At 64.3% G+C, this 23,606-nt stretch carries 22 protein-coding genes and 1 pseudogene; 10 read left to right on the top strand and 13 right to left on the bottom strand.

From position 1 onward, the window contains the following. Positions 1-3 precede the first annotated feature (3 nt). Both AB7245_RS14925 and AB7245_RS14920 read right to left on the bottom strand, forming a co-directional pair. On the bottom strand, positions 4-1,587 hold the full coding sequence (locus AB7245_RS14925; RefSeq protein WP_085402730.1) for an MDR family MFS transporter: 1,584 nt from the start codon (positions 1,585-1,587) through the stop codon (positions 4-6). 156 nt (positions 1,588-1,743) lie between these two features. Then, the gene (locus tag AB7245_RS14920; RefSeq protein ID WP_085402729.1) at positions 1,744-2,259 is read right to left on the bottom strand and encodes a YcgN family cysteine cluster protein; all 516 of its coding nucleotides are present in this window, start codon (positions 2,257-2,259) and stop codon (positions 1,744-1,746) included. A 292-nt stretch (positions 2,260-2,551) separates the two neighbouring features. Between AB7245_RS14920 and AB7245_RS14915 the strand changes: the two genes are divergently transcribed. Genes AB7245_RS14915 through AB7245_RS14905 form a run of 3 tightly spaced genes read left to right on the top strand, consistent with a single transcriptional unit; the run spans position 2,552 to position 6,006 of the window. Beyond that, positions 2,552-4,837 carry a transglycosylase domain-containing protein gene (locus tag AB7245_RS14915; protein WP_135214850.1) on the top strand — a complete coding sequence of 762 codons (2,286 nt, stop codon included), beginning with the start codon at positions 2,552-2,554 and terminating at the stop codon, positions 4,835-4,837. Between the two features lie 9 nt (positions 4,838-4,846). Next, positions 4,847-5,425: a DUF1214 domain-containing protein gene (locus AB7245_RS14910; protein ID WP_028149914.1), complete on the top strand. Its 579-nt coding sequence runs from the start codon at positions 4,847-4,849 to the stop codon at positions 5,423-5,425. Then, positions 5,422-6,006, top strand: a complete 585-nt coding sequence (locus tag AB7245_RS14905; protein ID WP_063984559.1) for a DUF1254 domain-containing protein — start codon at positions 5,422-5,424, stop codon at positions 6,004-6,006. The genes AB7245_RS14910 and AB7245_RS14905 overlap by 4 nt, the downstream gene beginning before the upstream one ends. A gap of 347 nt (positions 6,007-6,353) precedes the next feature. On the opposite strand, the gene AB7245_RS14900 is transcribed toward AB7245_RS14905, so the two are convergent. After that, positions 6,354-7,046 carry a glutathione S-transferase family protein gene (locus AB7245_RS14900; protein WP_085402727.1) on the bottom strand — a complete coding sequence of 231 codons (693 nt, stop codon included), beginning with the start codon at positions 7,044-7,046 and terminating at the stop codon, positions 6,354-6,356. Here AB7245_RS14900 and AB7245_RS14895 point away from each other — a divergent pair. Together AB7245_RS14895 and AB7245_RS14890 are read left to right on the top strand one after the other, a co-directional pair. After that, positions 7,033-7,245 (top strand): hypothetical protein, encoded by a 213-nt coding sequence (locus tag AB7245_RS14895; protein ID WP_161495875.1) that lies wholly within the window; start codon positions 7,033-7,035, stop codon positions 7,243-7,245. The two genes, AB7245_RS14900 and AB7245_RS14895, sit on opposite strands and share 14 nt — an antisense overlap. A 207-nt stretch (positions 7,246-7,452) precedes the next feature. Further along, positions 7,453-8,391: a transcriptional regulator GcvA gene (locus AB7245_RS14890; protein WP_085402726.1), complete on the top strand. Its 939-nt coding sequence runs from the start codon at positions 7,453-7,455 to the stop codon at positions 8,389-8,391. 73 nt (positions 8,392-8,464) lie between these two features. Here the strand turns inward: AB7245_RS14890 and AB7245_RS14885 are convergent, their stop codons facing one another. The 3 genes from AB7245_RS14885 to AB7245_RS14875 all read right to left on the bottom strand — a co-directional run bounded on the left by AB7245_RS14885 (position 8,465) and on the right by AB7245_RS14875 (position 10,861). Then, positions 8,465-9,211, bottom strand: a complete 747-nt coding sequence (locus AB7245_RS14885) for a sulfite exporter TauE/SafE family protein (RefSeq protein ID WP_085402725.1) — start codon at positions 9,209-9,211, stop codon at positions 8,465-8,467. A 129-nt stretch (positions 9,212-9,340) separates the two neighbouring features. Next, positions 9,341-9,937 carry a superoxide dismutase gene (locus tag AB7245_RS14880; RefSeq protein ID WP_085402724.1) on the bottom strand — a complete coding sequence of 199 codons (597 nt, stop codon included), beginning with the start codon at positions 9,935-9,937 and terminating at the stop codon, positions 9,341-9,343. A 27-nt stretch (positions 9,938-9,964) separates the two neighbouring features. After that, on the bottom strand, positions 9,965-10,861 hold the full coding sequence (locus AB7245_RS14875) for a DUF1259 domain-containing protein (RefSeq protein WP_085402723.1): 897 nt from the start codon (positions 10,859-10,861) through the stop codon (positions 9,965-9,967). 712 nt (positions 10,862-11,573) lie between these two features. Between AB7245_RS14875 and AB7245_RS14870 the strand changes: the two genes are divergently transcribed. Continuing rightward, positions 11,574-12,356 carry a sulfite exporter TauE/SafE family protein gene (locus AB7245_RS14870; RefSeq protein WP_049831723.1) on the top strand — a complete coding sequence of 261 codons (783 nt, stop codon included), beginning with the start codon at positions 11,574-11,576 and terminating at the stop codon, positions 12,354-12,356. 7 nt (positions 12,357-12,363) lie between these two features. On the opposite strand, the pseudogene AB7245_RS14865 reads toward AB7245_RS14870, so the two are convergent. The 5 genes and pseudogenes from AB7245_RS14865 to AB7245_RS14845 all read right to left on the bottom strand — a co-directional run bounded on the left by AB7245_RS14865 (position 12,364) and on the right by AB7245_RS14845 (position 16,812). Next, a pseudogene (locus AB7245_RS14865) lies at positions 12,364-13,537 on the bottom strand (MFS transporter). A gap of 28 nt (positions 13,538-13,565) precedes the next feature. Then, a complete protein-coding gene (locus AB7245_RS14860) occupies positions 13,566-14,786 on the bottom strand; it encodes an MFS transporter (RefSeq protein ID WP_167768055.1) in 1,221 nt (406 codons plus the stop codon). Next, positions 14,783-16,153, bottom strand: a complete 1,371-nt coding sequence (locus AB7245_RS14855) for an NAD(P)-binding domain-containing protein (protein ID WP_085402722.1) — start codon at positions 16,151-16,153, stop codon at positions 14,783-14,785. The genes AB7245_RS14860 and AB7245_RS14855 overlap by 4 nt, the downstream gene beginning before the upstream one ends. Before the next feature lie 50 nt (positions 16,154-16,203). Beyond that, positions 16,204-16,521, bottom strand: a complete 318-nt coding sequence (locus AB7245_RS14850; RefSeq protein WP_085402786.1) for an ArsR/SmtB family transcription factor — start codon at positions 16,519-16,521, stop codon at positions 16,204-16,206. A 90-nt stretch (positions 16,522-16,611) separates the two neighbouring features. Beyond that, positions 16,612-16,812, bottom strand: a complete 201-nt coding sequence (locus AB7245_RS14845) for a GDCCVxC domain-containing (seleno)protein (RefSeq protein WP_080586512.1) — start codon at positions 16,810-16,812, stop codon at positions 16,612-16,614. 98 nt (positions 16,813-16,910) lie between these two features. Between AB7245_RS14845 and AB7245_RS14840 the strand changes: the two genes are divergently transcribed. From AB7245_RS14840 to arsC, 4 genes are read left to right on the top strand one after another with little or no spacing between them, the layout of a single operon-like run. After that, a complete protein-coding gene (locus tag AB7245_RS14840; RefSeq protein WP_063984569.1) occupies positions 16,911-17,273 on the top strand; it encodes an ArsR/SmtB family transcription factor in 363 nt (120 codons plus the stop codon). Further along, positions 17,266-17,793 (top strand): arsenate reductase ArsC, encoded by a 528-nt coding sequence (locus AB7245_RS14835; RefSeq protein WP_085402721.1) that lies wholly within the window; start codon positions 17,266-17,268, stop codon positions 17,791-17,793. The genes AB7245_RS14840 and AB7245_RS14835 overlap by 8 nt, the downstream gene beginning before the upstream one ends. After that, entirely contained in the window at positions 17,793-18,494 is a 702-nt protein-coding gene (locus AB7245_RS14830; protein ID WP_085402720.1) for an aquaporin, read from the top strand. Before AB7245_RS14835 ends, AB7245_RS14830 begins: the two co-directional genes overlap by 1 nt. Further along, positions 18,491-18,910: an arsenate reductase (glutaredoxin) gene (arsC, locus tag AB7245_RS14825; RefSeq protein ID WP_071915639.1), complete on the top strand. Its 420-nt coding sequence runs from the start codon at positions 18,491-18,493 to the stop codon at positions 18,908-18,910. Before AB7245_RS14830 ends, arsC begins: the two co-directional genes overlap by 4 nt. Positions 18,911-18,990: 80 nt before the next feature. Here the strand turns inward: arsC and AB7245_RS14820 are convergent, their stop codons facing one another. Together AB7245_RS14820 and AB7245_RS14815 are read right to left on the bottom strand one after the other, a co-directional pair. Then, complete coding sequence (locus tag AB7245_RS14820; protein WP_085402719.1) at positions 18,991-22,161, bottom strand: efflux RND transporter permease subunit; 3,171 nt, start codon at positions 22,159-22,161, stop codon at positions 18,991-18,993. Continuing rightward, positions 22,158-23,591: an efflux RND transporter periplasmic adaptor subunit gene (locus AB7245_RS14815; protein ID WP_085402718.1), complete on the bottom strand. Its 1,434-nt coding sequence runs from the start codon at positions 23,589-23,591 to the stop codon at positions 22,158-22,160. Before AB7245_RS14815 ends, AB7245_RS14820 begins: the two co-directional genes overlap by 4 nt. Positions 23,592-23,606 lie beyond the last annotated feature (15 nt).

Here is a 23,606-nt window from a genome sequence, read left to right as displayed (position 1 = left end):
CCCCTACTCCGCCATCTCCACCTGCTGCGTGACGGAGGGGCCGGCGAGTGGCCGCTCCTCCATCATGATCAGGCAGAGCGCGGCGGTGGTCATCAGCGCGGTGGCGGCGCCGAAGACGTAGCGGAAGGCGTGGCGCATGTCGTCGGCGGGAATTGCGATGGCACCCGCGGCGTGATGCTCGCCGGCCAGCGGAACGTCGGTGCCGAGCGCGATCAGCAGGATCGCCGCGAACGCTGCGACCGTGAACGAGGACATCAGCGAGCGGAAGAAGTTCATCGCGCCGGTGATGGTGCCGACTTGCGGGCGCGCGACCGAATTCTGCAGCGAGACCACGCAGACCGGAAAGGTCGTGCCGAGGCCGAGCGCAAACGCGGCCATCAGCATCAGCAAGCCCCACAGCGGCAAGGTGGTGACCGTGAGCGCGAGGCCACACAGCGCGGCCCAGGACGTGCCGATGATGGCAACGCGCTTGTAGTGTTTTGCGCGCGCCATGGTGCGGCCGGCAATCGCCGCGCCGCAGGTCGAGACCGCCGCGAGCGGAATCAATGCGAGCCCCGCCTCGCTGGCGCTGAGATGGTAGACCGACTCGTAATAGAGCGGCAGCTGCACGGTGAGGCCCGTGATCGCACCGAGCCCGCAGCCACCGGCCGTCATGGCGAAAGGCGCCACCGAACCCGTCAATAGCTTCAACGGCAGGAACGGCTCGTCGGCCCGCCGCGCGTGCCACACGAAGGTGACCGCGAGCGCGACAGCGCCGCCCACCATCGCAAGCACCGTCGGCGAGAGCCACGGATAACGCGTGCCGCCCCAGGTCAGCACCAGCATGAAGACGACCGCAGAGGCCATCAGCAGCACGCCGCCGAGCCAGTCGACCTTGCGCTTGCGGTGGAACACCGGGATCTTCTTCATCTTCGGCAGCAGCATCGCGATGGCGGCGGCCGCGAGCGGGAGATTGATCCAGAAGATCATCGACCAGTGCAGATGCTCGGCGAACACGCCGCCGATGACCGGGCCCAAAATGCCGCCGACCATCCAGACGCTGGAGAAATAGGCCTGGTACTGGCCGCGCTCGCGCGGGGAGACGACGTCGGAGATCACGGTCTGCACGACCGGCATGATGCCGCCGCCGCCGAGGCCCTGAAGGCCGCGCGCCAGGATCAGCATCGGCATGTTCGGCGCGATCGCGCACAGCACGGAGCCGGCGACGAACAGGCTGAGCGAAATGATGATCATCACGCGGCGGCCGTAGATATCGCTCAGCGTCCCGAACACCGGTGCGACCGCGGTCGAGGCGAGCAGATAGGCGGTGATGACCCAGGAGAGGTTGGAGACGTCGTTAAACTGGCGCCCGATGGTCGGCAGCGCGGTCGCGACGATGGTCTGGTCGAGCGCAGCCAGGAACATCGTCAGCATCAGGCTGATCACGATGGTCCGGACCTCGTCCTGCGACAACGGCGCCGGCGGCGCGAGCGAAGGCGCGTCGTCGACGCTCAAGACCTCGCTGGGAAGGCGGGACAGCTCTTCGGCAATGTCGTCAGGCAAAGCCTGAATGTCGGCAGAACTGCTCTGCCGGTCGAACTTGTTCATCTCGATCGGAAGCCGTGAGGAGGCGCAAACGCCGCGGAGGATTCGTTCTATGCAGGCAATGTAGAGAGGAAAGTTCTTCTCAGGCAGGCACCGCGGCGCATGGGTGCATCCCGCCGCGGGGTCATCGCGATGACGTGATTCGACGTCGCAGGCGGGTCAGTCCTTCGGACGTCGCTTCAGGCGTGCCCGTTTCGGCAGCTGCGCCGGCCATTGCACGATGTGGTCCTCGAGCTCCTCGTCCGGGATCTCCTCCTCGCTGCCCTCGACCCGGCCGCGGACGGAGACGCCGGCTTCATGAACGGTGTTGGGATCGCCCGAGACCAGCGGATGCCACCAATAGAGGTCGCGCCCTTCGGCGACCAGCTTGTAGCCGCAGCTCGGCGGCAGCCAGTTCAGGGTGCGGACATTGGCCGGGGTCAGGCGGACGCAATCGGGAACCTTGGCGGAGCGATTCCGATAGTCCTTGCAGCCGCAGGTCCCGGCATCGAGCAGCTTGCAGCCGACATGGGTGAAATAGATATCGCCGGTATCCTCGTCCTCGAGCTTGTTCAGGCAGCAGCGGCCGCAACCGTCGCACAGGCTCTCCCATTCGGCCGTCGACAGCTCTTCCAACGTCTTGGTTTTCCAGAAGAATCCTTCCTGGCCTGAAGGTCGTTTGGGAGCTGCGGTCATGCGCCTCAACAAGGGTTCGAAAGAGCTACGGCTCGTTCATCTACGGCGTGCGGCCGGGACGCTGCAAGCAACGCCCAATTGAGGCCCGTAATGAACCGGGGTCAATTAGGCCTGTTGTTCAAAATCGCGAGCCTGACCATTGGTTTATGGGCCCTGCTCGGCTAGAAGGAACAGCAAGTCCCCTCGGACGCGAAACCGGCGCCTTGGGTTTGCCGTAACATTCCCTCAAGACGTCTCGGTGCCGCCCGGCCGGGTGCCTGAACGCTGTCGAACCGAGCCTCAAGGGTTCTAGGTGGTCCAGAACACACCATCCAACTGGAAGAGCCGCATCCGGAATTTCTTTCTGGACCTCGACGCGCGCATCGATTCCTCGCTGTTCTCCTCCGCCAAGGGCATCCGCGAGCTCTACGAGCGCTACTCGACCTTCATGGACCGCTTCTATGTCGGGCGGTGGAAGCGCTGGGTGTTCATCGAGCCGCTGTCGGAGGCCGCGACACTGGGCCTCGGCGGCCTGGTGGTGATGCTCACCCTGGCCATCCCCGCCTTCCGCGAGACCGCGGACGAGGACTGGCTGAAGAAGTCCGACCTCGCGGTGTCGTTCCTCGATCGCTACGGCAACCCGATCGGCAGCCGCGGCATCAAGCACAACGACTCGATCCCGCTGGAAGACTTTCCGGACGTGCTGATCAAGGCGACGCTCGCCACCGAAGACCGCCGCTTCTACGAGCATTTCGGCATCGACATCGCCGGCACCGCGCGCGCGCTCGTCACCAACGCCCAGGCCGGCGGCGTCCGCCAGGGCGGCTCCTCGATCACCCAGCAGCTCGCCAAGAACCTGTTCTTGAGCAACGAGCGCACCATCGAGCGCAAGGTCAACGAGGCCTTCCTCGCGGTCTGGCTGGAATGGCGCCTGACCAAGAACGAGATTCTCAAGCTCTATCTCGACCGCGCCTATATGGGCGGCGGCACCTTCGGCGTCGACGGCGCAGCCCACTTCTACTTCAACAAATCCGCGCGCGACGTGACGCTGGCAGAAGCCGCGATGCTCGCCGGCCTGTTCAAGGCGCCGACCAAATACGCACCCCACATCAACCTGCCCGCGGCGCGTGCCCGCGCCAACGTCGTGCTCGACAATCTCGTCGATGCCGGCTTCATGACCGAGGGCCAGGTGTTCGGCGCCCGCCGCAACCCGGCCTTCGCGGTCGATCGCCGCGACGAGGCCTCGCCGAACTACTATCTCGACTACGCCTTCGACGAGATGCGCAAGCTGGTCGACACCTTCCCGAAGTCGTACACCGAGCGCGTCTTCGTGGTGCGCCTCGCGATCGACACCAACGTGCAGAAGGCCGCGGAAGACGCCATCGAGAACCAGCTGCGCCAGTTTGGCCGCGATTATCACGCGACCCAGGCCGCGACCGTCGTCTCCGACCTCGACGGCGGCATCCGCGCCATGGTCGGCGGCCGCGACTACGGCGCGAGCCAGTTCAACCGCGCCACCGACGCCTATCGCCAGCCAGGCTCGTCGTTCAAGCCTTACGTCTACACCACCGCGCTCCTCAACGGCTTCACGCCGAACTCGATCGTGGTCGACGGTCCGGTCTGCATCGGCAATTGGTGTCCGCAGAACTATGGCCATTCCTATTCCGGCTCGGTGACGCTGACGCAGGCGATCACGCGCTCGATCAACGTCGTGCCCGTCAAGCTGTCCATTGCCATCGGCCAGAAGGAACAGCCGAAGGCGCCGAACCCGGCCAAGCTCGGCCGCGCCAAGATCGTCGAGGTCGCCCGCCGCTTCGGCCTCAAGGCACCGCTGCCCGACACGCCGTCGCTGCCGATCGGCTCGGACGAAGTCACCGTGATCGAGCACGCCGTCGCCTACGCCACCTTCCCCAACCGCGGCAAGGCGGTGACGCCGCATTCGGTGCTGGAAGTGCGCACCGGTGCCGGTGATCCGGTCTGGCGCTGGGACCGCGACGGTCCGAAGCCGCGACAGGCGATCCCGGCCTCCGTTGCCGCCGACATGGCCGGCATGATGAGCCACGTCGTCAGCGAAGGCACCGCGCGCCGCGCCGCGCTCGACGGCATTCCGACCGCCGGCAAGACCGGCACGACCAATGCGTATCGCGACGCCTGGTTCGTCGGATACACCGGCAATTTCACCTGCGCGGTGTGGTACGGCAATGACGACTATTCGCCGACCAACCGCATGACCGGCGGCTCGCTGCCGGCGCAGACCTGGCACGACATCATGGTCACCGCGCATCAGGGCGTCGAGGTCCGGGAAATCCCCGGCATCGGCATGGGCCAGAAGCTGCCGCCGCAGCCGATGGCAGCGCAGGCCAATGCGGCACCGAAGGTGCTGGAGACCAAGCCCGGCCCGCCGCCCGTGCTGACCAAGCGCGGCGCCGACGTGCTGGTGCGCGTCGAGAAGCTGCTCGATGACGCCGCCAGGACCGCGACCAAGGCGGCTGCCGACGACGACAAGCTGGCCAAGCCGGCCTCGTCGACGAGCGCGCTCGCCTTCCCGCAGAACTATGCGGAAGAGAATGCGAATGCATCCGTCCCGCGCAAGAACTGATCGAAACCCGTGCGGCTGATCCTGATCACATTGACGGCCCTTCTGCTCGCGAGCGTGGTCGGCGTCGGCGCGACCTGGATGACGACGACGCGCGGCACCGAGATCGGCGCGCTGACCATCGGCCCCTGGACCGCCCGCCCGCGCACCGGCACCGCCGACGTCGATCCCTATTCGCGCGCCACCATCGTGCGCAATGGCGAGCTGCCGATCGGCACCGGTGACGGCGTCGCCTTCACGGCGACCGCCGACGAGAAGAAGAAGGCGCTCGACGGCCGCTGCGACGTCGTCGTCTCCGGCGTGACGCCGCCGGCGCGGTTCTGGACGCTGACGCTGTACGACCGCAAGGGCCACCTCGTCGCCAATTCGCTGCAGCGCTATGGCTTCACCAGCCAGGAGATCGTGCGGCAGTCCGACGGGACGTTCGAGATCCGCATCGCCTCGCGCTCGCGCGCCGGCAACTGGCTGCCGACCGGCGGCATCGAGCGTTACGCGCTGATGCTGCGCCTCTACGACACCCCTGTCGGCGTTGCGACGCGCACCCAGCGCGATGCGCCGATGCCCACGATCAAGACGGTGGGCTGCTCATGATCCGCCTGATGTTCACCATCGTCGCGGGCGTGGTGCTGGGCCTCGTGGTCCATCTCGTCAGCGTGCTGGCGCTGCCGCGGATCGCGACACAGGACGCCTATTCGCGGCTGACGCCGATGACGAAGCTCAACGCCGTGACGCAGCTTCCCCTCGCCGATCCCAACAATTCGCCGATGCCGTTCATGGACCCGGCCTTCGCGATCGCGATCTGCCGCTATGATCTCACCGGCGGGCCGCTCAAGCTTACGGTGCCGGTGAGCCAGGCCTACACCTCGGTGTCGTTCTACACCCGCAACGAGATCGCCTATTACGCCATCAACGACCGCTCCGCCGGCAAGAAGGTGATCGAGCTCGACCTCATGACCGAGCCGCAGCATAACGAGCTGCCCGAGGACGAAGAGATCACCGCGGCCGATCGCCTGATCATCGATTCCCCTGCTACCACCGGCCTGATCGTGATGAAGGCGCTCGCCGCCGAGCCCGGCCTGATGCAGCAGGCGCAAAACTCGCTTCAGGCTGCGACCTGCGCGCCGCAGACAGAAGCGCCGGCCAAGGCGGAAGCGCCGCGCGGGCGGCGCTGAAACGCGGCCATTTCGGCGCCCTCAAAACAAGAACTGAAAAACAACCCCATGCACAGTAGCGGGGGCGTTGAAACTGTTAGCTAATCTGAACGACCGATCAGCAGCAGCGCGACCTCAGCGGCGAGACCATTTTGGCCGCCTTTGACACGTCGGGCAAAACACTGGCATGATGGCAACATCGAAAGTTCGTAACACCCGCGGCGGAGCAATCCGCCGCGTTTTTTTCATGTCGTAGCACAGGTTGCCGTGATCTAAGGATCACCGTCGTCCCCCGCCGCTCGAAAACGCAATCCACTGCGTCGGGTACCTGGCGGAAAGTCCCTGCCCCCAGTGTCAGTCCACCTAGCTCAATATCTCGGGCGGTGCGAGTGCGCCCACTCGCGGGCATGCGCAATGGGCGCGCGCGGCGGCAGGATCGCGCGCAGCTTCTGCGTCGTCGGCAGGCTCTCCATGCGCTCCCGCCATAGACAGAACGCCGGATATTTCGGGTACATGGCCTTGCCTTCCTCCGTCAGGCTGAACGCAAAGGTGCTTGGCAACAGGTAGAAATCCGCGATCGAGAGTTCTGGACCGAGGAGGTAGTCCCGACCATCGGCGAGCTCGCGCTCGATGGCCACGAGTGCGTTCTCGACCTTCGGCAGTGCGTGCGCCACCACCTTCTCGTCGGATGCAATCCCGAGCTCGGGAAACACCAGCCGCTCGTGGGTCACATGGTAGATCATGTAGGGATAGACGTAGGAATCGACGACACCGATCCATTGATTCATGCGAGCCCGCGCGTGCGGGTTCTGCGGCGTCAGCCGTGCTCCCGCGAACACCTCGTCGATGTAGCCGACGATGGCGCGCGTCTCGTAGACGGTGAAGTCGCCGTGCCGGAAGATCGGAACGCGGTTGAACGGATGGAGCGCGAGATGCTCGCTCCTGCCCATCACGGGCTCGAGGTCCTCGAAGCGGTAGGCCACGTCCTTGTGGGTGAGGACGAGCCGCACGATGTTGACGAACGTGCTGCGGGGAAAGCCGTAAACGATGGTCTCGGACATCTTTTCTCCTCCCGGTTCGCTTGCCGTCGATCGGGCTCGATCAGCGCCAGAACGGCTTGTTCGCTTGCTCCAAGGCCTCTTCCCGAGTGAGCCCGAGATCGGCAAGGAGATGGGGATTGTCGGCAATCGCGCGAAGATCGTCGCGCTGATTTACCCGCTCGATGCGGGCAAGCCATCCGCCGATCAACGCCTGCCATGAATTTTGCTTATGATCCGCAGCCGTCGCGCTGCGTCGAACTCGCGCCGGAAAACCGCGATCGGCAATAGGTATTGACATTTATTGCCTCCAAATCCCATGATTTCGTGTCGTGGCCGCCTGCATAGGGCCGGCAGGGCAAAGTCCGCAAAGCATCGTTTCTCGGGCCAGCCCCAATTTTTCTCATGAAGTCCCTCAGGAAGGTGCGTCATGCGCCCGCGTTTGCCACCGCTGAACGCACTAAAGGCCTTCGAAGCCGCAGCCCGCCACGAGAGCTTCACGCGGGCCGCCGAAGAGCTGTGCGTCACGCAAGGTGCGGTGAGCCATCAGGTCAAGGCGTTGGAAACGGAGCTCGCCATCAAGCTGTTCAGCCGCGAGCGCCAGCGCCTGATCATCACGGAAGCGGGCCGCGACTATCTCGCGGTGATACGCGATGCGCTGGATCGAATTGCCACCGGAACGGAGCGGCTGTTGCAGCGACAGAACGCAGGCGTGCTCACGGTCAGCACGTCCCCGGATTTTGCCGCCAAATGGCTGGTGCATCGCCTCGGCCATTTCGCGGAAGCGCATTCGGGAATCGATCTCCGCGTCTCGGCAACGATGCATCACGTCGATTTTGCGCGTGAGGAGGTCGATCTTGCGGTCCGCCATGGCGATGGAAACTGGCCGGGCCTCGATGCCACAAGGCTCTGCACGGAACGGCTCTTCGCCGTATGCAGTCCCAAGCTGCTGTCGGGACGCCGCCGCATCGGCGGGGTCGCGGATATCCTGAGATTTCCCCTGATCCACCTCGACAGCAGATCCGACTGGGCAGATTGGCTACGTGGCGTCGGCATTGACGACGCCGATGTCACGCATGGTCCGGTGCTCAATCGCGCCAGCATGGTCATCGATGCCGCAATCAACGGCCAGGGCATCGCCCTGGCCCGCACGACATTAGGCGCCTGGGACCTGATCAATGGACGGCTGGCGCTGCCCTTCCCGGAGTCGGTGCCATTGTCGAAGAGCTATTGGATCGTCTGCCCCAAGGCGACCGCGTCACTTCCGAAGATTGCGACATTTCGTGACTGGCTGCTCGCGGAGGCGTCGAGCGACCTGCGCCTGCTTAAATCCGTCACCGGAACACCAAAGGCAGCGAGGCGGCGATAAGGCCTCTTTCCGGCGATTTTCTCGTCCGCGGAGAATAGTCCGAGGTGGTAAGCCGCCGGGGATTCGGCTGATATCAACGCAGTCCGAACGACAGCACCGATGCGATCAGCGACAATCCCGCGAGCAGCAGAAGCGCCAGCACGGTCCTGCGGAAGTTCTCATCGTTGATCTTGCCGAACAATTTGAAACCGGACCAAAGGCCGGCGACCATGAAGGGAACGCCGAGCGCATAGAGCACCAGCGTCTCCCTGGTAATGGTACCGGCTACGGCCTGAGAGCTCGAGATGACAACGAACGCCACGAACAACACCGGCTGAAATACCGCGCGCTGCACGTCCTTGGGCCAGCCACGCCATTGGCAGGAAATCGTCGAGATGACGCCGCCGAGCCCTGTCAGGCCGCCAAGCAAGCCGTTGGAGACGCCAATGGCGATATCGGCCCCGACTCCGATCTTTACCGGAGCGAATACGGGCTTCGTCAGGCCGTAGATTGCGTAGAGCACCAGCAGGACCCCCACACCAAATCGGAGGTAGCTGGGGTTCAGGTAAGCGAGAATGCTGACGCCGATCGGGATGCCGATGACAGTTCCGAGCGCGAGCGGCCAAGCCTTCCGAAGGTCGAGGAGACGTCGCAGCTTGAAGATGCCGTAGCCCTGCGTGAGCAAGCCGTAGCCCGCGATCAAGGTAGCGGTCTGCATCGGCGTGATGATGTGCAGCCATACGCCCGACACCACGAGGCCCATGGCGAATCCGGAAAAGCCGCTGACGAAGCCGCCAGCGAGCGCGGCAAGAGCGAAGAGAGCGAAGACAGGTCCTTCCATAGCTCGTCTCCCCAAGAACAATGCAGGCGAGCACTTGGATGGATATCCATCTGATGGGGAGGTCGCGGGTCCCCGCAGTCGATCGCTCGTTTGGCAATACCTCGGCGTCCTATCCCCCTCCCGCCTCTTTCAGGATTCCCCGGCGTATCGATCGTACAATTTGGCGGCGTTCTCCCAGCGAATGGCCTCCATGTAGACGTCGACATAGCGGGCGGCGGCAGCGCCGAAATCCATGTGATAGGCGTGCTCATACATGTCGAGCACCAGCACCGGCCGACCGCCGGCGAGCGTTGTGGTATGATCTGCGGCCCATTGATTGATGAGCCACCCGTCACGGGGTGAATAGGCAAGGATCACCCACCCCGAGCCGCCGCCTTCGGCCTTGCCCATGGCTGCGAATTCCGTACGCCAGCGCTCGATGCTGCCAAAGTCGCGCGCAATCGCATCGGCGAGAGCGCCGCTCGGCCTCTCGGATCCACCAAGACCGTCGAAGTAGATCTCGTGCAGGATCATCGAGTTCGTTGCGATCAACTCCTCGCGCTTCAGGCCGTTGATGAGAAAGTTCGGCGCCTTGGCGAAATCGAGCTCTGCGAGCTGAGCGCCAATCGCGTTGAGCCGCTTCACGGCTCCGCCGTAGTTGTTCTCGTAGTGGCTGACGAGCACCTTTTCGGAGATGCCGCTGATCGACTTTGGATCGAACGGCATCGGCTTGGGTTCGTAACGCATCGGGCGTCTCCTCCCTCGATCTTTGGCTCAACTCTTCGTGCTGGCAGTCTTGTCCAAGGCCGCGCGCAAGCCTTCGGCGAGCTTCACAGCATCGTCGTTCGCCCAGAAGTGCATGAAGAAAAGCCGCGGCTGCTCATCCAGCATGTGGCTATGCAGCGCGGTCACCTCGATGCCGTGCGCGCGCAGCGCCAGAATGACAGGGTTGACCTCGTTGCCCGTCAGTACGAAGTCGCCCGTGATGGCCGCCTTCCCGCCCTCGGTCGGCTGGAAGTTGATACCGATCGCAACGCCCATTGGAGCGACGGGGGTCAATGGCATGCCGTCTTGCGTGATCGGATCACGTCGCTTCACGTTGAATTGGTAGACGCCTCCGTTGGCCTGTCCCTTGCTGCCGATAATCTGGTCGAGCTTCGCGGTGTCGAGGTCCACGGCCGGCGGCGGGCTCGCCGGCGCTGCGACGGTCAATGGAGTCTTGCTTTCGGCGAGTGCATCGTGGATCGCAGCGGCGAGCTTGACCGGGTCCCCGTGCCCGGCAACATGCATGTAGAACGTCGCCGGACTCGCGCGCAGCAGATGATTGTGGATGGCCGTGATCTCGAGGCCGTTCGCGATCATCTTCGCCATCACAGGATTGATCTCGGTTTCGAGCAGCACGAGGTCGCCCATGACCATGGCGCCGCCGTGCCCAGGCTTGAACGCAACCCAGCCGCCGAGCGCCAGCGCCGGCTTGATCGTCACCCCGTCCAGCGTCACGGAGAGATCGCTGCGGGGAAAGCCGTAGCGGTGGACGTCGTCCGAAACGGCGGGCTTGCGGCCCAGCGTCTCGTCAACCTTCTGCCAGTCGATGTTCTGCGCTTGAGCCGTCGAGACCGAGCCAAGGAGGCAGGCGCCGAGACCGATGAACGCGAAGAGTGTGTTTCTCATTGATGTGCTCCTAGGTCTTGAAGCAGCTGCGGCTAATCACGCCCCGAGATCGATCGCATCGGTCCATCAAGCGGGAGGCCCAATCCTGGACGTCGCGCGAGCGTCGCCCGGCGCCGGGTATCAGGCGGGGGTCGGCTGAGACGTCCCCGTCAATGCGCGCATCGATAAGCGCCGGCGTATTCGCCGTGCCGATCAGTCTAGATAATCTGCCGGAAGAAATGGGGATGTATGATGCTGACATGCTGCGCCCTTGGTGATTAAGGACGCGATACTTGGGCATGTCGCCTCACGGGGAGATCGCACATCCCCGTAGCGGCGAATTAAAACCCGGATGGCCGAACTGTCAACCTGCTTAAGTCGGGGAATGCAGAAGTCATCGGAGGCACGTCACGAGGATTGCGCCGACGGTTTGGAACCTTTGGCACGTCGAGCAAAAGACCGGCATACCGGCAGCATCTAAAGTTCGTAACACCCGCGCGGAGCAATCCGTCGCGGTTTTTTTCATGTCGGAGCAAAGCGAGCCATGATCGAAGGATCGTCATCGTCTCCTGCCGCTCGAAGCCGATTGGACGTAAGTTTGCAACGCCCAAGATTCTAGACTAGCCTGTTCTTCAGCCCCACGCCCTGCCGTAAGCAGGTGTGAAGCTCCCCGCCACGACGGATTACGGGCAAGTCTAGTTTCGCGCACCAGCGCATTTTTTCCGTCGTGACCATGCGAAACAATTCCGCCGCGTTCGGCTCGGGCGCAATCATCGGTACCTTGGGCGGCCTCATCGGCCTCGGGGGCGCCGAATTTCGTCTGCCGCTACTCATCAGCTTGTTCAGGTTTCGCGGTCTTGAAGCCGTGGTCCTCAACAAGGCGACGAGCCTGATCGTGGTGGCCAGCGCGCTGCCATTTCGTGCCCGCGCCGTTCCCTTTGCCGAAATATATGCGCATTGGCCGGTCATCCTGAATCTGCTGGCGGGCAGCCTTGTTGGCGCCTATGCCGGAGCATCCTGGGCGACGCGCCTCAAGTCCGAAACGCTCTACAAGGTCATAGCCGTCTTGTTGCTGCTGATCGCAGGTGTGCTTCTGTTCGCACACAGCACTGCGGCAGCACCCGCCCCGGCGCTGACTGGCATGTACCTGATTATCGCGGGCGTAGCGGCAGGCTTCGTGATTGGCATCGTGGCGTCGTTGCTCGGCGTTGCCGGTGGAGAGTTCCTGATCCCCACCCTGATCCTGCTGTTCGGCGCGGACGTCAAGCTGGCAGGCAGCCTCTCACTCGCGGTAAGCCTTCCGACGATGCTGGTGGGCTTCGCGCGCTATAGCCGCGATCAGAATTTTTCAGTGCTCCGCGCCAACTGGCAGTTCATGCTTGCAATGGCGATCGGATCGATCGTCGGTACATTCATCGGCGGCTTGCTGCTCGGCGTTGTCCCGAATTCGATTCTTTTGCCGGGATTGGCTGCGATCCTGGTCATCTCAGCCGTGGAGATATGGCGGCACGAGTAGAGCTGGCTCAGCCGTGATGCGTTCGATCCATCCGCGCCCAGAGCAGCGCGAACGGACCGAGCGCAATGCCGGCCGCAAGAACGACGAACGCCAGCAGCCAGGCCGGTCGCGCTCTGTGGGCCGCCGGCGGCGTCGAGCGCGGCGCCGGTTCCCCAGGCTCCGACCGCCGACAGACCGAAGCCGACCGTCGAATGCAAGGCCAGGGTCGCGCCGCGATGTTCGGAAATCGCAGCGGCAGACATGCCGGCAGTCAACGCACCTGAATCGGCGGGCACGGTCAGGCCATAGGCGAGCAGCAGCAGTGCGAGCACCCATGCCGGCGCCGTCGCGCTGAGCCCGATGATAAGTGCGACACAGGCCGATGCGATCATGACGACCGTGATCGCCCGATGGCGGCCGAATTTCAGCGCGGCCTCGTTGCCGAGGATGCTTGCGGGCATCGAGATCACCGCGAAGCAGAAGCTCAGCACGACGGGACTCAACCAAGACGGCGCGCCCTGGTGCGCAACGACGAACGTCCAGAACCCGACCAGCCAGGTGCGGATGCCGTAAAGCTCGAAGCAGTGCGCGCCGTAGCCGAGGATGTAACCGAGCGCCTCGCGGTTGGCGAAGACGGGCGCGAAGTTGAGCAGACGCCCCGCCTTCGGCGCGGGCCGCTGCTCCCGCATCAGAAGGCACGCGATGACCATGGCGACGGGGCCGAAGCCAGTGACGAGGAAGGCGATCCGCCAACCCCAGCGGTCGGCGATCAGTTGCGCGACCAGGAACGAGAGGCCGACGCCGACGGAGAAGCTCGACGTATAGAGAGTAACGGCGCGCGAGGTGTCGCCGGCGGGAAGCCGGTCCGTCAGCGCCTTCAATCCCGGCATGTAGGCGCCGGCAAAACCAAGTCCTGCAAGGGACCAGATCGCGGTCGCCGACCAGAACCCTTGCGCGAAGATTCCGAACGCTGCGGTCGCGAGCCCGCTGACGATCGAGCCCCAGAGCAGGACAATCCGCGCGTCGATCCGGTCGGTCAACGTCGTCAGCACGGGCACCGCGAGCATGTAGCCGAATGCATAACCGCTTGCCATCAAGCCGCCTTCGGCCGCCGACAGTCCCCACTCAGGCATCAGGTGCTGCGCCAGATTTGCGGACAACGTCACATGCGGCAACAGGTTGCCGACCTGCCCTATGCACATCACCGCAATCAGAGACCGGCCGCCGAGCTTACGAATTTTGTTCTCCCACCTGAAGCGGCGCTGAGTTTGCCCGCTCCGTACGAAGCAGCAAGAGAGCGAAGAAGGCCGAGACCGAGACGAGCGCGCTGATCCACAGCGCACTGCTGCCGAAGTGCTCCACCATCAGCCCCAGTGCGAGCGGCGCGGCGGCACCCGTCAGTCTAGAAGGCAGCGAGATCATGCCGACCCGCTTGCCGAATCCGGCCGGCCCAAACAGCGCCAATGGAAGCGTCCCACGGGCAATGGTGATGATGCCGTTGCCCGCTCCGTACAGCACCGTGAAGGTCGACGCGAGCAAGGGTCCGCCCATCACCAGCGCAACGACGCCGATCGGATTCATCAGCATGGCCAGCCTCGCCGACAGCAGCGGGTGAAACCGGGCGAGCCATCCTGCTTCCAGCAGACGCGCGCCGACTTGTGCAGGCCCGACCAGCGCGCCCGCGAGCAGGGCCTGAGCCGGTGTCGCGCCGAACGCAACCAGCATGGTCGGCAGAATGGCCGAGATGCCCGAACTGACGAAGCTAGCTGCCGCGAACATGTAAGCCAGCAGCACCATCGCGAAGGTCTCGCTCTGGCGTCCGGATTGCTGGATTGCACCCGGCCCCGGTCGAGCCTGCTGGTCCAATGGGACGGCGCGCGGCAGCGAGAGATTGAGCGGCAACGCAACAGCGATATGGATCGCCGCCCATATCTGACAGGCGACGCGCCAGCCGTACTCCGACGCGAGCCAGGTCGTGAGGGGCCAGCCGAGCGTGCTGGCGAAACCGGCGATCAGCGTGATGCCGGTGATGGTTCGTCGTGCATTGGTACCGTAGATGCGCGCAAGCGTCGCAAAGGCCGCCTCATAGAGGCCCATCCCCATGCCGATCCCCAGCAGCGCCCAGGCCGCAATCAGCACCGCCATGCCATGGGCCACGGACAGCAGGAGCAAGCCTGCCACAAACACGAGGTTCGAGATTGCGAGCAGGCTGCGCCCGCCAAACGTATCGATGGCATGCCCCACTCGCGGGCCGAGCAGGCCAGAGATGACGAGCGCTCCCGACAGCGCGCCGAACACGTAAGTCGGCGCGAGACCGAGATCGCGCGCAATCGGCGCAGCCAGGATGGCCGGGAGATAATAGCTCGACGCCCATGCAACCGTTTGCGCGGTGCCGAGCGCGGCGACGACGCCGAGCGGGCCTCGGGCTTGGCCCGCGAGAACTCGCTTCATGAACAACCACACCCCGAACCGCCGGCCTTCTTGGCTGTTTCGTCGGCAGAACAGCAGGCGGACAAATCCTCCTTCGCCGGCCCGCCGCAACATCCCGATGCGGTCCCGGCGGCCTCGACACCGCCACGTGTGCAGACGCCGGTCTCCGGCAGCACAAGCTCCACCCTCGCCGCCGCCTCCTTGTCGCCAGCGAGATCGGCCGCAATCGAGCGAACCTGCTCATAACCCGTCATCATCAGGAAGGTCGGAGCGCGGCCGTAGGACTTCATGCCAGCCATGAAGAAGCCCGCTTCATCATGCGCGAGCTCGCGCGCGCCGTGTGGACGCACCGTCCCGCAGCTATGCTCGTTGGGATCGATCAGCGGCGCCAGAGCGACCGGTGCCTCGATGGCGGGATCGAGCCGCAGACGCAGTTCAGACAGAAAGGAGAAGTCTGGACGGAAACCCGTCGACACGATCAGTTCGTCCACGACCACGCTTCGCCCACCGCAACAGGACCCTGCCGCGATCTTGAGGCGACCTTCGGAGTCCGAGAGGTGCGTGACGCCGAATTCGGTTTCGACCTTGATCTTCCCGGAGGCCACAAGTGCGGCGAAGGCACTGCCGAGTTCGCCGCGTGCCGCGAGTTTATCGTTACGGCCGCCGCCAAAAGCCTTCGCGGGATCGGCGCCGCGCAACAGCCAGACAGGCTGCGTACCCGGCACTTCGCCGGCGAGATACACGAGATCAATGAGAGTACCAACCGCGGAGTGGCCCGCGCCCAAGACAGCAACGGTCTTGCCAGCATATCTGGAACGAGCGACACCCCGGACATCCGGCATGCCATAGGCGACACGGTCGCCGTATTCGGGCTCGCCGATCGCCGGCAAGCCATTGCGGCCGGCCGGATTGGGGGAGAACCATGTGCCTGAGGTATCGATCACGGCATCTGCACGCAGAACCTCGGGCCCCCTGCCGTTCTGGTAGCGGATTTCAAAAGGCGCCTGCTCGCGCCCCCTGGTCTTCGCCTTGTCGAAGCCGACGCGGCTGATGGCCGAGACGCGGCTGGAGGTCCGGATCACATCGCGCAGCGACGTTCGCGTCGCAAGCGGCGTCAGGTATCGATCGAGCAGTTCGCCGCCGGTCGGATAGGATTGCGGGTCCGGCGAATTCCATCCCGTCGGTGCAAGCAAGCGCGCGGCGGCCTTGTCGACATTGTACTCCCACGGCGAGAAGAGCTGGACCTGCTGCCACTGGCGGACGGCGTGTCCGGCTTCGGGTCCGGCCTCGAGCACAATGGGAGACATGCCGCGCTCGAGCACGTGCGCGGCCGCAGCCAGGCCGACCGGTCCTGCCCCGATAATGGCAACTGTCTTTCCGCCGCTCATTTCGCTACTCCGATTGTTCTAGAATCATCGAATAATTCGGCACAAAAAAATCAGGCCGCCGTCTTGGCATCCTTGCATTCGGTTTCGTCCGCACAGCACTCCGACACCAGGAAATCCACCAGGCCCCGCATCCCGTCGTAGTTCGCGTGGCAGACCAGGGTCGTGGATTCGCGGACCTGACTAATCAGCCCGACCGCAACCAGAGACTTGATGTGATGAGATAGCGTCGATGCCGGGATCTTCAGCTTGTCCTGCAAGCGGCCGACGGGCATGCCCGATCGGCCAGCGCGGACCAGGGCCCGATAGATCTGAAGCCGTGTCCGGTTACCCAGGGCTTCCAAGCGTGCTGCTGCGTCGTCGATCTTCATGACCATAAGATGCGCCGATCCGCCCTCGCCGTCAACCATATTTCTAGAATATTGGAAATATGGGAGAGACCGCCCCCCGGCGGGGCGGCTTCAGCAGCACTTTCCGTTCTGCTGGATCGGCGGACAAGGGACCGATCCGTACGAACAGAAGACGCAGCAATCGCCGCTCGTCGGCTTGAGCCGGGTCCCGCATCCCTTGCAATCGTAGAAGAACTGACAGGCGTCGGTCGGCATGGTTTCGGCTGACGCGTGATGACAGACCGGACACGTAATGACCGATTGGGTTTGCATTGCCGGCTTTCCTCGATCGCAAGACAGGATGCATTCTAAACGCGCCCAGTTCGGAAATTCAATTGACGCTTTATCATCATTTCTATAAATCTGGATATATGGAAACTGAAGAAGCAGTCCTCGCGCTCGCTGCCCTGTCACAATCGACCCGTCTGGAGGCCTTCCGGACGCTGGTCCGACACGAGCCCGATGGCCTTGCGGCCGGCGACCTCGCACGTCTGCTGGAAGTCCCCCCGAATACGCTTTCGGCTCATCTCTCGATCCTGACGCGTGCCCGCCTCGTCACCTCCGAGCGACACAGCCGTTCGATCGTCTATCGCGCCAACCTTGCGGAGTTCAGGGACGTCGCGGTTTTCCTGCTTCGGGATTGCTGCGGCGGCCGGCCCGAGGTTTGCGAACCGGTCGTCGAGAGCCTTCAAGCCTGCTGCTCGCCAAAGCGAAAGGAGCGAAGCCGTGCCTGACCAGATGTACAATGTTTTGTTCCTGTGCACCGGCAATTCGGCGCGCTCGGTCCTCGCCGAGTCGATCCTTCGCAAGGACGGAGCCGCCCGCTTTCAGTCCTTCTCCGCCGGCAGCACCCCGAAAGGGACGGTCCACCCGCTCGCGCTGCGCACGCTGGAAAGCATGGACTACCCCGCCGACGGAATGCGCTCGAAGAGCTGGCTGGAGTTCGCCGCTTCCGATGCGCCGGTGATGGATTTCGTCTTCACCGTTTGTGACGATGCGGCCGGTGAATCCTGCCCCATCTGGCCGGGACAGCCGATGACCGCACATTGGGGTATCGAGGACCCCGCCGCAGCCGAAGGTACCGATCTGGAGAAACAGGCAGCGTTCGTCACCGCATTCCGCTACCTCAAGAATCGGATCGACACCTTTGTGAGCCTGCCGCTCAGGAGCATCGACAAGCTCTCCCTCGGCACCAAGCTGCGCGAGATCGGACGCTCCCAGGGCGCAACACATTCAACGCCGAAGGCCGGCTGATGGACAATTTCGATCTTCCACGGCGCCTCGCAGCCGAAGCGCTCGGCACCGGCATTCTCGTCGCCACCGTCGTCGGCTCCGGCATCATGGCCGAGACGCTGACCAAGGACGTGGCGCTGGCGCTTCTGTGCAATACCCTGCCGACCGGAGCCATTCTGGTTGTCCTGATCACCGTGCTCGGTCCGATCTCCGGCGCGCATTTCAATCCCGCGGTGACCCTCGTCTTCGCCGGCAAGCGCGAGCTTCCGGTCAACGAAGCCGTGCTCTACGCGGTCGCGCAGATCGCCGGCGGCATCGCGGGAACGATGGCCGCGCATCTGATGTTCGGACTTCCCCTGCTCGATCTCTCGACGAAGGTTCGAACGGGCGGGCCGCAATGGTTCGCCGAAGCGGTCGCCGCCTTCGGTCTGGTCGCGACGATCCTGGCCGGCATCCGATTTCAGCGGACCGCGGTTCCCTGGCTGGTGGGCCTCTACATCACGGCAGCCTATTGGTTCACGGCCTCCACGTCGTTTGCAAATCCGGCGGTGGCCATCGCGCGGTCGCTGACGAACACGTTCTCGGGCATTCGTCCGACCGACCTGCCCGGATTCATCCTTGCGGAGCTCTGCGGAGCATTCGCCGGCATGCTGTTGATGAACTGGCTGCTCGGACAGTCGAAGTCGCGCGGCCCTGTCCCAATTGCGGAGACGACCCGATGAACGTTACGATCTACCACAACCCCGATTGCGGCACCTCGCGCAACACGCTGGCGATGATCCGGCAGAGCGGCGCGGAGCCCACTGTCATCGAATATCTCAAGACCCCGCCATCGCGCGAGACGCTCAAGCAGCTGATTGCAGCGATGGGCATTCCGGTTCGCGCATTGCTGCGCGAGAAGGGCACGCCGTACAAGGAACTCGGCCTCGCCGACCCCAAATGGACCGACGACCAGTTGATCGACCAGATGCTCGCGCATCCCATTCTCATCAACCGCCCGATCGTCGTGACCTCGAAGGGCACGCGCTTGTGCCGCCCTTCCGAAGCCGTCGTCGATCTCCTCGACAATCCGGTCGGCCGGTTCACGAAGGAAGATGGCGAGGTGGTCGAAGCGCGCCAGGCAACTCACCGCCCCTAACGCTCCTCAGTCGAAATCCGCCGCGGTTTTTTTCACGCCGGAGCGGCGGTCGCCATGAAAGACGATCTCCGCTGGCCCGCCTATTCGGCGGCTTGCGACGCGCGCACGGTCCATTCGTCGGCAGGAGCCGATCGCTCGCCCGATGGAAGCCCCCGTCCCTTCACCAAGCCGAAAATTGCGGGGATCACGACCAGCGTCAGCAGTGTCGATGACGTCATGCCGCCGATCATCGGCACCGCAATGCGCTGCATGATCTCCGATCCGGCCCCGGTGCTCCACATGATCGGCAGCAGACCGGCCATGATGGCAACCACCGTCATCATCTTGGGCCGCACGCGCTCGACCGCGCCCACCATGATGGCGTCGTGGAGATCCCGGCGCGTCAGTGGCCTCCCTTCGGCGCTGCACCTGGCTTTCACCTCGGCCAGCGCATGGTCAAGGTAGATCAGCATGACGACACCCGTCTCGGCGGCGACGCCTGCGAGCGCGATGAAGCCGACCGCGACGGCGACGGACAGGTTGAAGCCGAGCCACCACATCATCCAGATGCCGCCGACCAGCGCGAACGGCAGTGACAGCATCACGATCAGGGTCTCGGTCATCGCCCGGAAGTTCAGGTACAGCAGCAGGAAGATGATCGTGAGCGTCACGGGCACGACGATCTTCAGACGGGCGGCGGCGCGCTGCAGATATTCGTACTGGCCGCTCCACACGACGTAGGTGCCGGCGGGAAACCGGATGCTCTCCGTCACGGCGCGTTGCGCGTCAGCGACGTAGCTTCCGATGTCGCGATCCCGGATGTCGACGTAAATGTAGGTCGCAAGCTGGCCGTTCTCCGTCCGGATCGACGTCGGCCCGCGCGCGGGCTCGACCTTCGCCACCTCGCCGAGCGGCACGGCGCCGCCCGACGGCATCGGCACCAGGATGTCGCTGGCGATGGCCTTGGGGTTGTCGCGAAGGTCGCGCGGATAGCGCATGTTCACGGTGAACCGCTGCCGTCCCTCCACGGTCGTCGTGACCGTCTGACCGCCGAGCGCGGCCGCGATGGTGTCCTGGACGTCCTGGATCAGGATGCCGTAACGGGCGAGCGCCTCACGGTCGGGAACGATCTCGAGATAATAGCCGCCGATGCCGCGCTCGGCGTAGGCCGACGAGGTGCCGGGTACGGTCTTGATGACGCGTTCGATCTGCTTCGCGAGTTGGTCGATCTCGGCGAGGTCATTGCCCATGACCTTGACGCCGACCGGCGTGCGGATTCCGGTCGAGAGCATGTCGATACGTGCCTTGATCGGCATGGTCCAGGCATTGGAGACACCCGGAAACTGCAACGCCTTGTCCATCTCGGCGATGAGACTGTCGACGGTTACGCCGGAACGCCACTGCTCCTTCGGCTTCAGGTTGACGATCGTCTCAAACATCTCGGTCGGAGCGGGATCGGTCGCAGTAGCGGCTCGTCCCGCCTTGCCGTAGACCGAAGCGACCTCCGGAAACGACTTGATGATGCGGTCCTGCATCTGCATCAGCTCGGCCGCCTTGGTGACCGAAATGCCGGGCAGCGTCGTTGGCATGTAGAGCAGCGTTCCCTCGTTCAGCGCCGGCATGAACTCGGTGCCAAGCTGGCGCGCCGGCCAGATCGTCACCGCAAGCACGACGAGCGAAGCCAGGATGACCAGCGTCTTGGCGCGCAGAACCCCCTTGATCACGGGACGGTAGATCCAGATCAGGACGCGATTGATGACGTTCCTGCTCTCGGGGACGATCCTGCCGCGGACGAAGATCACCATCAGCGCCGGCACCAGGGTGACGGACAGCAACGCCGCGGCGGCCATCGAGAAGGTCTTCGTGAACGCCAGCGGGCTGAACAATCGGCCCTCCTGCGATTCCAGCGTGAAGATCGGCATGAACGACACGGTGATGATCAACAGGCTGAAGAAGAGCGCGGGGCCGACTTCGGATGCCGCGTCGATCAGAACCTGCACGCGCGACTGATCGGGCCTCGCCCGTTCCAGGTGCTTGTGTGCGTTCTCGATCATGACGATGGCGGCGTCCACCATGGCGCCGATCGCAATCGCGATACCGCCGAGGCTCATGATGTTCGACCCCAGCCCGAGCAGCTTCATGGCGCCAAACGCCATCAACACGCCGACCGGCAACATCAGGATCGCGACGAGTGCGCTGCGGACATGCAGAAGGAACACGATGCAGACGAGCCCGACGACGATGCTCTCCTCGAACAGGGTATGCTTGAGGGTATCGATGGCCGCGTAGATCAGGTTCGACCGGTCGTAGACCGGCACGATCTCGACCGATTTCGGCAGGCTGCTCGCGATCTCCCTGAAGCGCTTCTTGACGTTTTCGATGACGTCGAGGGCATTGACGCCGAACCGCTGCAGCACGATGCCGCTCGCAACCTCGCCCTCGCCATTCAATTCGGCGATGCCGCGCCGCTCGTCGGGCCCGAGCTCGACGCTGGCGACGTCCCGCAACAACACCGGCGTGCCGTTGCTCGTCTTCAGCACGATGTTGCCGAGATCGTTGATGCTCTTGATGTAGCCCTTGCCGCGGATGACGTATTCGAACTCGGAGAGCTCGACGGTGCGGCCGCCGACGTCGGCGTTGCTGGCGCGGATCGCCTCACGTATTTTCTGCATGCTGATGCCGCGGTCGCGCATCCGCTGCGGGTCGAGGACCACGTTGTACTGCTTGACGAAGCCGCCGACGCTGGCGACCTCGGCGACGCCTTCGGCCTTGGCCAGCGCGAATTTCAGATTCCAGTCCTGGATCGTGCGCGTGTCCGCCAGGTTCAATTCCTTCGATACCACGGCGTATTGGTAGACCCAGCCGACGCCGGTCGCGTCGGGTCCGATGGTCGGGGTGACGCCGGCGGGAAGCCTGGACGCCGCGCCGTTCAGGAATTCCATGACGCGCGACCTCGCCCAATAGATGTCGGTGCCGTCCTCGAAGATCACGTAGACGAAGGAAACGCCGAAGAACGAGAAGCCGCGTACGACCTTCGATTTCGGCACCGTGAGCATCGCCGTCGTCAGCGGATAGGTGACCTGATCCTCGATCACCTGCGGCGCCTGGCCGGGATACTCGGTGTAGACGATGACCTGCGTATCCGAGAGATCCGGGATCGCATCCAGCGGAAGGTGAACCAGGGCATAGAGGCCGGCGGCGGCCGCGAAGCCGGTCCCGAACAGCACGAGCAGCAGATTGCGCGCCGACCAGGCGATGATGCGGGCGATCATTTGTGATCTCCCGTTGCATTGCCAGGGCCGGCGTCGGTGGCCTGGGATGCCGCCTCGCCAAACCCCTTCAGCGCCGCCTTCAGGTTGCTTTCCGCATCGATCAGGAAGTTGGCGGAGGTCACCACCGCCTCGCCGTCCGCGAGACCATGGCGCACCTCGACATAGCCGCCGCCGCGACGGCCGAGCTTGACTTCCCGCGGTTCGAAACGCCCTTCCCCCTTGTCGACGAGGACGGCCTGCCGGCTGCCGGTGTCGAGCACCGCGCTGTCCTGTATCGCCAGGACGGGCGCGGCATCGGCCGTGTCGATATCGGCATCGACGTACATGTCGGGCAGCAGCACCGCGTCCGGATTGGCAAGCTCGATCCTGATGCGAACGGTTCGCGTGTCGCGGTTCACCTGCGGATAGACGACGGCGATTGTCCCGGTGAAGGTTCGGCCGGGGAAACTGCGCGCGCGCACCGCGACTGACTGCCCCACCGCGATGTTGCCGAGATCGCGCTCGGCCACGTCGACCAGCGCCCAGACCACCGAGGTGTCCGCGATCCGGAACAGGACGTCGCCGGGATTGGCCCGCATGCCTTCGATCGCGTTGCGTTCGAGCACGACCCCGTCGCGCGACGCAGACCAGCGTATGGCCACGGGCGCGGTGTGCGTCTTGTCCATCTCCGCGATGACGGACTCGGGAACGTCGAGATTGACCAGCCGCTGCCGCGAGCCGCGGCCGTACATCTCGACACCGCCGACCGTCCTGGAGGTGATCGTCGCGAGATATTCCGCCGCCGCGGACGCCACCGCCGAACTGTAGATTTCCATCAGCGGCTGGCCGGCCTTCACGCGCGTGCCGGTCGTCACGTCGGCGACCTTCTGCACGAAGCTCTCGGCGCGCATCGCGATCACCGACACGCGGCGTTCATCGAGCTGGATCGTGCCGGGCGCCTTCACCGAGACCCGGATCGGGCGCCGCGCGACGGGCTCGGACTTCACGCCCGCGCGCTGGATCTTGCCGGGCGACAGCTTCACCGTGCCGTCGTCGGTGTCGTCGCCTTCGTAAACGGCGACATAGTCCATCCCCATCGGATCCTTCTTTGGGACGGGCGACGTGTCGGGCAGCCCCATCGGATTGCGGTAGTAGAGGATTTTTCGCGGCGAAGCCGCTTGCGCCTTCGGTAGCGCCGGCGCGACGGCCGCTCCATCGTCGTCGTAGACCGGCACATAGTCCCGCCCGCGGTCGTCCTTCTTCTGACCCGCAGACCAGAGCGGCGCACCGCTTGGATCGCGGTAGTAAAGCGGCGTTCGCTCCGCGCCAGCCGCAGCCGATGATATGTCGGCCTCAGCGAGCCAGCCCGCACCGTTCGAATGCCAGTAGTAGCCGGCCAGGACCAGGCCACCGCCCAGCGCAAGAGCCGTCAGGAGACGCAGCGTTTTCATATGGTGTATCCGCGC

Origin of the sequence: Bradyrhizobium sp. 604_D8_N2_3, from assembly GCF_051810765.1 — a bacterium.
Taxonomy (GTDB): domain Bacteria; phylum Pseudomonadota; class Alphaproteobacteria; order Rhizobiales; family Xanthobacteraceae; genus Bradyrhizobium; species Bradyrhizobium barranii.
The sequence above is the reverse complement of the archived record's forward strand: the minus strand, read 5'-3'. Positions and strand labels throughout refer to the sequence as shown.

What these genes read in the sequence shown, in the direction of transcription:
- AB7245_RS14830 (WP_085402720.1), top strand. Translation starts at nt 17,793, where the DNA reads ATGGACAATTTCGATCTTCCACGGCGCCTCGCAGCCGAAGCGCTCGGC.
- AB7245_RS14895 (WP_161495875.1), top strand. Translation starts at nt 7,033, where the DNA reads ATGGTCTCGGACATCTTTTCTCCTCCCGGTTCGCTTGCCGTCGATCGG.
- AB7245_RS14885 (WP_085402725.1), bottom strand. Translation starts at nt 9,211, where the DNA reads ATGGAAGGACCTGTCTTCGCTCTCTTCGCTCTTGCCGCGCTCGCTGGC.
- AB7245_RS14870 (WP_049831723.1), top strand. Translation starts at nt 11,574, where the DNA reads ATGCGAAACAATTCCGCCGCGTTCGGCTCGGGCGCAATCATCGGTACC.
- AB7245_RS14855 (WP_085402722.1), bottom strand. Translation starts at nt 16,153, where the DNA reads ATGAGCGGCGGAAAGACAGTTGCCATTATCGGGGCAGGACCGGTCGGC.
- AB7245_RS14820 (WP_085402719.1), bottom strand. Translation starts at nt 22,161, where the DNA reads ATGATCGCCCGCATCATCGCCTGGTCGGCGCGCAATCTGCTGCTCGTG.
- AB7245_RS14880 (WP_085402724.1), bottom strand. Translation starts at nt 9,937, where the DNA reads ATGCGTTACGAACCCAAGCCGATGCCGTTCGATCCAAAGTCGATCAGC.
- AB7245_RS14905 (WP_063984559.1), top strand. Translation starts at nt 5,422, where the DNA reads ATGATCCGCCTGATGTTCACCATCGTCGCGGGCGTGGTGCTGGGCCTC.
- AB7245_RS14845 (WP_080586512.1), bottom strand. Translation starts at nt 16,812, where the DNA reads ATGCAAACCCAATCGGTCATTACGTGTCCGGTCTGTCATCACGCGTCA.
- AB7245_RS14860 (WP_167768055.1), bottom strand. Translation starts at nt 14,786, where the DNA reads ATGAAGCGAGTTCTCGCGGGCCAAGCCCGAGGCCCGCTCGGCGTCGTC.
- AB7245_RS14875 (WP_085402723.1), bottom strand. Translation starts at nt 10,861, where the DNA reads ATGAGAAACACACTCTTCGCGTTCATCGGTCTCGGCGCCTGCCTCCTT.
- AB7245_RS14890 (WP_085402726.1), top strand. Translation starts at nt 7,453, where the DNA reads ATGCGCCCGCGTTTGCCACCGCTGAACGCACTAAAGGCCTTCGAAGCC.
- arsC (WP_071915639.1), top strand. Translation starts at nt 18,491, where the DNA reads ATGAACGTTACGATCTACCACAACCCCGATTGCGGCACCTCGCGCAAC.
- AB7245_RS14850 (WP_085402786.1), bottom strand. Translation starts at nt 16,521, where the DNA reads ATGAAGATCGACGACGCAGCAGCACGCTTGGAAGCCCTGGGTAACCGG.
- AB7245_RS14925 (WP_085402730.1), bottom strand. Translation starts at nt 1,587, where the DNA reads ATGAACAAGTTCGACCGGCAGAGCAGTTCTGCCGACATTCAGGCTTTG.
- AB7245_RS14920 (WP_085402729.1), bottom strand. Translation starts at nt 2,259, where the DNA reads ATGACCGCAGCTCCCAAACGACCTTCAGGCCAGGAAGGATTCTTCTGG.
- AB7245_RS14815 (WP_085402718.1), bottom strand. Translation starts at nt 23,591, where the DNA reads ATGAAAACGCTGCGTCTCCTGACGGCTCTTGCGCTGGGCGGTGGCCTG.
- AB7245_RS14840 (WP_063984569.1), top strand. Translation starts at nt 16,911, where the DNA reads ATGGAAACTGAAGAAGCAGTCCTCGCGCTCGCTGCCCTGTCACAATCG.
- AB7245_RS14900 (WP_085402727.1), bottom strand. Translation starts at nt 7,046, where the DNA reads ATGTCCGAGACCATCGTTTACGGCTTTCCCCGCAGCACGTTCGTCAAC.